8 protein-coding genes are annotated in these 7,576 nt (G+C 58.7%); all 8 read left to right on the forward strand.

What is annotated here, in order from left to right; translation table 11 throughout:
* The coding region (locus PEH01S_RS33610) for a response regulator (protein WP_127490389.1) at positions 1–1,477 on the forward strand (1,477 nt) is incomplete at its 5' end.
* Between the two features lie 8 nt (positions 1,478–1,485).
* Positions 1,486–2,394, forward strand: coding sequence for a CheR family methyltransferase (locus tag PEH01S_RS33615; RefSeq protein WP_127490390.1), 909 nt, complete (start codon positions 1,486–1,488; stop codon positions 2,392–2,394).
* A gap of 13 nt (positions 2,395–2,407) precedes the next feature.
* Positions 2,408–3,604, forward strand: a complete 1,197-nt coding sequence (locus tag PEH01S_RS33620) for an ATP-binding protein (RefSeq protein WP_025845384.1) — start codon at positions 2,408–2,410, stop codon at positions 3,602–3,604.
* Positions 3,605–4,037: 433 nt separating this feature from the next.
* Positions 4,038–5,216: a glucose-1-phosphate adenylyltransferase gene (locus PEH01S_RS33625; RefSeq protein WP_456320101.1), complete on the forward strand. Its 1,179-nt coding sequence runs from the start codon at positions 4,038–4,040 to the stop codon at positions 5,214–5,216.
* Between the two features lie 39 nt (positions 5,217–5,255).
* Entirely contained in the window at positions 5,256–5,597 is a 342-nt protein-coding gene (locus PEH01S_RS33630; RefSeq protein ID WP_127490391.1) for a general stress protein, read from the forward strand.
* A 54-nt stretch (positions 5,598–5,651) separates the two neighbouring features.
* Positions 5,652–6,239 (forward strand): hypothetical protein, encoded by a 588-nt coding sequence (locus tag PEH01S_RS33635; protein WP_127490392.1) that lies wholly within the window; start codon positions 5,652–5,654, stop codon positions 6,237–6,239.
* Between the two features lie 330 nt (positions 6,240–6,569).
* A complete protein-coding gene (locus PEH01S_RS33640; protein ID WP_025845379.1) occupies positions 6,570–6,908 on the forward strand; it encodes an STAS domain-containing protein in 339 nt (112 codons plus the stop codon).
* Positions 6,905–7,369, forward strand: coding sequence for an ATP-binding protein (locus PEH01S_RS33645; RefSeq protein WP_127490393.1), 465 nt, complete (start codon positions 6,905–6,907; stop codon positions 7,367–7,369). The genes PEH01S_RS33640 and PEH01S_RS33645 overlap by 4 nt, the downstream gene beginning before the upstream one ends.
* The last annotated feature ends 207 nt before the right edge of the window (positions 7,370–7,576 follow it).

Raw genomic sequence — 7,576 nt, forward strand, 5'->3', positions numbered from 1 at the left:
GAGCCGCAAGTACGGCGGGACGGGGCTCGGCCTCTCGATCAGCCGGCAGCTGGCTTTGCTGCTCGGCGGAACGATCGAGCTTGAGAGCGAGGAGGGCCGCGGCAGCCGGTTCACGCTGTATTTGCCGCACAGCGGGCGGCTGGCTTCCGGCGCGGCCGAGGCGGCGTCCGCCGTCATGCCGTCCTCGGCGGAGGCGCCGGACCTGTGGCCGCAGCCTTCGCCGCTGGCACTCGAGCAAACGGCCGAAAGCGGGGAAGCGCAGGAGACCGCCTTCGCGGACGACCGCGACAGCATTGCGGAAGGCGACCGGGTACTGCTGATTATCGAGGACGATGCGCATTTTGCCGCGATCTTGCTGGACATGGCGCGGAGCCGGGGCTTCAAGGCGGTCGTCGCGCTGCAGGGGGATAAGGGGCTTCAGCTCGCCAAGACTCTGCAGCCGGATGCGATTCTGCTCGATATCCAATTGCCGGTCATGGACGGCTGGTCCGTGCTCGTGCAGCTCAAGAACGACGCTTCCACCCGCCATATTCCCGTTCATGTCATTTCCGTCGTGGACGAGGTGCATCAGGGACTGTCGATGGGGGCGATCGCCTGGCTGCGCAAGCCGTCCGGCAAAGAGCATTTGGAGCAGGCGTTTACGCACATTTTATCGTTCCTGAACCGCGACCTGCGGAGTCTGCTTATTGTAGAGCCGGACGAGGAGCAGCGCGAGAGCTTGGTTAACCTGATCGCTCATGACGATGTCCGAATTACGGCCGTAGCAAGCGGCGAGGAGGCGCTGGAGGTGCTGGCGGCGCAGCCGTTCGACTGCGTGGTGCTCGATTACGGAATGACCGGGCCGTCCGTCTACGAGCTGCTTGACCGGATCAAGGCGGACGAGGCGCTGCGGCGGCTCCCGATTGTGATTTATACCGGCAAGACGCTGGACAAGAAAGAACAGATGCGCTTGAAGAAATATGCCGAATCGATCATCATCAAGGATGTGAAGTCGCCGGAACGGCTGCTTGACGAGACGTCGCTGTTCCTGCACCGCGTCGAGGAGAACCTGCCGGAAGAGAAGCAGCAGGTGCTTCAGAAGCTGCACAGCATCGAAACGGTATTCAAAGGCAAGAAGGTGCTGCTTGTCGACGACGACATCCGCAACGTGTTCGCGCTGTCCAATCTGCTCGAAGGCCTTGGCATGCAGGTGGCGTTCGCCGAGACCGGCAAACAGGCGCTCGATTCGCTGGACCGGGAGCCAGACTTCGATCTCGTGCTGATGGACATCATGATGCCGGAGATGGACGGCTATGAAGCGATGCGCGCCATCCGCAGCGATGAGCGATTCGACCGGCTGCCGATTATCGCCCTGACGGCCAAGGCGATGAAGGACGACCGCGAGAAATGCATTCAAGCCGGAGCCTCCGATTATATCACCAAGCCGGTTCATACCGAGCAGCTTCTCTCGCTCATGCGGGTGTGGTTGTACAAGTGAGCGGAGCCATGTACGATCAACGGGCCGGGGACTTGAGGGCGCTGCGCAAGCTTGGGGCCGTCTATTCGGAGGCGGACGGAGGCCGGGGCACCCGGGAGGAAGAGGAACGGGAGCGCATCGAGATCGCTTTGCTGCTGGAGGGGCTGTACCGGCTGTACGGCTTCGACTTTCGCAATTACGCGTATCCGTCCGTCCGCCGGCGCATCTGGCACCGCATTTACGCGGAGCGGCTGCACAGCGTATCCGGTTTGCAGGAGCGGGTGCTGCACGACCGGAGCTGCGCGGAGCGTCTGGTGGACGATCTGGTCATTCACGTGACCGAGATGTACCGGGACCCGAGCTTGTTCGCGGCGTTCCGGGAACGGGTCGTGCCGCTGCTGCGGGAGCTGCCCTCCTTCCGCATCTGGCATGCGGGCTGTTCGACGGGGGAGGAGGTATACTCCACCGCTATTTTGCTGTACGAGGAAGGGCTGTACGACCGGGCGCGCATTTATGCGACCGACATTAACGAAGAGGTGCTTCATGTGGCGGAGCGCGCCGCCTACCCGCTCAAGAAAATGCAGGAATATACCAAAAATTACATGCGGGCGGGCGGCAAGGATGCCTTCTCGGGCTATTACGGCGCAACCGGGGAGGTGGCTGTATTCCATCCTTTTTTGCGGGAGCGGATCGTATTCGCGCAGCATAACCTGGTGACGGACCGGTCGTTTAACGAGTTTCACGTCATCTTTTGCCGCAATGTCATGATTTATTTCGATTCGATCCTGCAAAACCATGCGCACGATCTGTTCTACGAAAGCTTGTGCCCGCAGGGGATTCTGGTACTGGGGCATAAGGAATCGATCACGTTTACGAAGCATGCGGCGCATTACGAGACGCTGGATCAGCAAGAGAAAATATTTCGCAAGATCAAATGAGGGTGGGGTTTGTATGGATGTACCGATCCGCATCTTGCTGGTAGACGATCAACCGGAGAACCTGCTTGCGCTTGAGGCGGTGCTGGAGGACCAGAACTATATTCTGGAGAAGGCGACCTCCGGGGAAGAGGCGCTGCGCTGTCTGCTCCGGCACGAATTCGCCGTCATCGTACTCGATGTGCACATGCCGGGGATGGACGGGTTCGAGACGGCCCAGTGGGTCAAATCCCGCGAAAAAACGCGGGCGGTGCCGATCATCTTCATTACTGCGGCTCCGGACGAGCAGGATCAGGCGTTTACGGCGTATTCCGTCGGCGCGATCGACTATATCGTGAAGCCGTTCGTGCCGCGCACGCTGAAATCGAAGATCGAAGGGTTCGTCAGCATCTATTTGGCGCAAAAAAAGCTGCAGCAGCAAACCGAGCTGCTGAACGAGCGGACCCGGGAGCTGCAGCGGGCGAAGGAAGCGGCCGAGCAGGCCGCCATGGCCAAAGCCAATTTTTTGGCGATGATGAGCCACGAAATCCGGACCCCGCTGAACGGGGTTATCGCCATGGCCGATCTGCTCGTGGAGACGGACCTGAACGCCGAGCAGCGTGAGTATGTTGATACGATTCGTCGCAGCGGAGCCGCGCTGCTCTATGTCATCAACGATATTTTGGACTTGTCCAAGATCGAGTCCGGGAAGATGGAGATCAAAGAAGCGCCGCTGAATCTGAGGACGAGCCTGATCGAAACGTACGAGGTGTTCCACGCCGAAAGCCGCAGCAAATCGCTGGAGCTTACGTACGATATCGATCCGGCGATCCCCGAATGCATCATCGGCGACGAATCGCGGCTGCGGCAGGTGCTGATCAACCTGGTCGGCAATGCCGTCAAATTCACCGAGCAGGGCGGCGTGCACGTCTCGGTCGCGGTGTTAAGCCATGCGGAAGAGCAGTTGGAGCTGGAGTTCCGCGTCTCGGACACGGGGATCGGCATCCCGGAGGAGAAGCGCGGCATGCTGTTCCAGCCGTTCACGCAGGTCGATTCGTCCTTAACCCGCAAATACGGGGGAACGGGGCTGGGGCTGGCGATCTGCAAAAACCTCGTGCAGCTTATGGGCGGCCACATCGCGCTAGCGCCGGAATGCCGGCGGGGGGCGGAGTTCGTTTTCTCCATTCGCGTCAAGGGCTGCGTCGAATACGACTGCATGAGCGCCGTCAAATGAAGGAAAATGCGGGGCACGGAAGGTTTCGGCAGCTTTGTGCCCTCCGTTACCCGAATCCCTACGTCCGTCCGCAACAATGCGGACAGCTCCATTTAACTTCCGGTTTAAAACATTTAACCTCCGCCCCATTTCCGCTCCCCTTCCGGCACGCTAGCGGCAGTGCGCATGAATTGGACATTTATCTCCTGATTTTGAAATAGATGCGAACTTTCTCCTCTCCTTGCTCTCCTGTCATGCCGTCGCAAAAATGATAAATTTGTTAAAAAATTGTAAAACTATAGATCAAACGATCCGTTCAATCCATCTTGAAAAAAGGCCGGCTCTTTCTTTGAAAGCTGCCAGTTTATGTTTCATAGACCAGGCGCCCGGTTAATCATAGGTATCGAACGAAAGCGACGAAACACTAGACCAACAGAGAGGTGCAGGTGAAATGATGAATTCCCAAGCATGTGTAGCTTTGCTGCTTGCCGGCGGGGAAGGCCGCCGGTTGGGCGTATTGACCGCATCCAAAGCGAAACCGGCGGTTCATTTCGGCGGTGCTTACCGGATCATCGATTTTGGCTTGAGCAATTGCAAAAATTCGGGCATCCGCTCGGTTGGTGTCGTGACTCAATATCAAGCCGCATCCCTGCATGAACACATCGGCAGCGGCACGGTCTGGTCGAACGCAGCGGACGGCATAACCCTGCTGCCGCCGCAGGACAGCGAATATGCGGGTACGGCGGATGCCGTGTACAAGAATCAAGCGTTCATCCAGCGGCACGAACCGGAGCACGTGTTGATCTTGTCGGGCGATCATATATACCGGATGGATTATCGGCGGATGCTGAAGCAGCACGTGGACAGCGGGGCCGACGCAACGATTGCGGTAACGCCGGTCGCATGGGAGGAAGCTCACCGCTTCGGCATTATGCGGACGAACAGCCGGGGGCGGGTCGTTGAATTTGCGGAAAAGCCGGCCCAGCCGAAAAGCAATCTCGCCTCGATGGGCATCTATATGTTCAAATGGTCTTATTTGAAACGGATGCTGGACAGCGACGCGCGCGATCCGCAGTCCTCCCGGGACTTCGGCAAAGACGTCATACCGGCCATGCTGCGCTCCGGCGGCAAGCTGCAAGCATACTCGTATGAAGGGTATTGGCGCGATGTCGGAACCGTAGAGAGCCTATGGGAAGCGCATATGGATCTGATCGGCGAGCAGCCGCGGTTCCGCTGCAGCGACGCCGCTTGGCCCATGCATACGCCCGCATGCGTCGCCGGACATTCCTACGTCGATCCCTCCGCCCGCGTCACGTATTCGCTGATCGCCGGCAACAGCCATATTTTCGGCCAAGTGGAACGCTCGGTCATCTCGCACGACGTGTACGTCGGGCGGGGCAGCGTGCTTCGCAACTGCATCGTGATGCCGAATGCGCATATTGGTCGGGGCGTCTTTGCCCGCAACGCGATCATCGGAGAAGGGGCGGTCCTGATGGACGGGGCCACCGTGGGAAGCTTGTCCAAGTCCTCGATCGCCGTCGTCGGCGACGCGGAAATGGTCATGAAGCAAAGCGGCAAAAAGCCGAAAGTATACATGCCGATCGGACAGCTTCAACTGGAGCACGTCCGGTAAGAAGCTTGATTAGACTACCGACAGGAGGAGGCGTTTCCGATGTTTCATTCGATCGTAGTAGCCAAGGGCGAGCAGGAAGTGAAGCAGGCGGTCCGCGATTTTCAATCGGCCGGCCGCGGCGTCGACCAGATTCAAATTTTGGCTCATGAAAATGTCCGGACGGAGGAGATGTTTAAGCCAAAGTATGCAAGCCGGATCGGGTTCGTTGGAGAATCGATGGCGCATACGGTAGCGCCGCTGTACAAGTGCGAGGGCATGGCGCTGCGGGAGAAGCTTTTGTCTCTCGGGCTGTCGATGTCGGCGGTCGAATACTACGAGAAGGAGATGGCGAGCGGACGTATTGTCATTGCCGTAGATGAGAATGTCATTTTAAATCCATAACTAAACGTCGGAACTCGATCCGTTGCCTGACACAACACGGGAGAGGTGATTCCAATGAAACGGTTGAGCAAATGGTGGTTGATCGGCGCGGCTGCAATCGGACTGACCGGGGCTTCCTGGAGCTCCGCCGAAGATTCGCCTGCGGCATTGGACAAGCTTTCTTATCCGTCTGCAATGGCGGCAACGGAGCAGGCGTTCACCGTGAGTGCGGCTGTTTATGAAGAAGCCGGTACCGGCGATCCAATCGCAGGGCCTGTCAAATGGCCGCTGGAACGGGTCAACGGGATCGCGGTTACGGACGATCTGAAAACGCTTTACGAAATGAAAGGCAGGCCGAATGCCGAGGAAACCGATCCCCTGTTCAAGGACGAGCGCATCCTCGTATACGACGACTGCCGGATCGGCCTTTACGATCAATTCGTCCAATATGTCATGGTTCCCGTTCAGGCAGGTACGATCGAGATTGACGGCAAGAAGCTGGAGATGAATGCGGACGCGCTGCGGCAAACGCTCGGCACCCCGGATTGGGTGGGCGAGGACGGGATCGTCTACAAGCGGGGACAACGGGCGCTTAAGCTGTTCTTGGACGAGGACACGGGGAAGCTGCTGTCCGTCCATTATTTCCATACGGCTACCGATTGAACCCGGGGAATAGCTCGGGCTTTCGGAACCGGTTCAACTGAAAAATCATATGCAGAATAAAGGTCAGGATGTTGTCTGGCCTTTATTTTGTTTCACGAACCTCATCGGGGAGGCACGGGCACGCTAGACGCCGGACACCGCAAAAAAACGCACGCGGCGGAGCCGGCGCGCGTGACGTGACGCAGGATTAGAACCTGGGCAATACGTTAGTGATGATGACCTTGGCCGCTTTTCGGTGAATCAGCGGGTTTCTCTGCGGGGTGCCGTGAAAAACTTCCTAAAATCTGCTATTCTACAAATAATCTTTTATTCAGGGGGAGGTAGAAGCGGATGGACAGAGACGCGCAGCAGAAGTTCCATGTGAAAGTGCTGAATACGCCGGAAGCGAACGTGCTGTTCTTATCGGGCGAGCTCGATTTGAGCACGGCCGAGCAATTTCGTTCCGTCGTGGAGCCGCTGGCGGGTCAGCGGACGGTGCCGCTCAAGCTGAACTTGCGGGAGTTGACTTACATGGACAGCACGGGGATCGGGATTTTCGTCTCGGTGCTCAAAAAGCGGCAGCCGGAGGAGTCTTCGTTTGCCGTGCAGGAAGTGCCGGCCAAAATCCGGCGGCTGTTCGACATGACCGGGTTGTCCCGTTACCTGACGATTGAAGGGGGCGGACTATGAAGGGGCAAACGGAGGCGGGTTCGAAAACCGTCGTCTTGTGCGTGCCGCTTCGGGCGGACGATCTGGTCACGGTCCGCTTGGCGCTGTATGGGGTGGCCGTCCGGGTCGGATTTTCGTACGAAGCGATCGAGGACTTGAAGGTAGCGGTAACGGAGGCTTGCAATTATGCGATCCTGCAAGCCGGAGAAAGGGAACCGCTGCCGATGCTGCGGCTCGTGTTCACGCTAAGGGAGACGGAGCTCAACATCCGGATTGGAACGGATTCGCCGGATGTGACGTTCGGGGAAGCGCTGCGTCCCGTGAAGCTGCCGCCGGAGGGGGCGGAGGCCTTGGAGCGCCTCGAAGACTCGCCGATTGGTCTTTATTTGCTGCAGGCGTTGGTGGACGAGCTTCGGGTGGAGCCCGGAGGCGGAGGCGCATCGGAAGCTATCGTCCTGAGCAAGCGGCTTGCGGCCGGGTGAACGGGCTTTTCGATCATGAGCCGGGGCTGGTCAGGCCGATATACCCTTTATGGAATGCAGCTTTAATCGAAAGGCCGCATCTCCTGTGCGGATCGCAGCAACGATCGCAGCGCAGGGGATGCGGCTTTTTCGCGTGCCTCGCTTACCGTTTGCCCGGGTCGTACGGCTCGCCAAGCGACGCGGGAGGATAGGCTCGGCCGACGGCGC

The sequence above is a fragment of the Paenibacillus ehimensis NBRC 15659 genome (assembly GCF_004000785.1).
GTDB classification, from domain to species: Bacteria; Bacillota; Bacilli; order Paenibacillales; family NBRC-103111; genus Paenibacillus_G; species Paenibacillus_G ehimensis.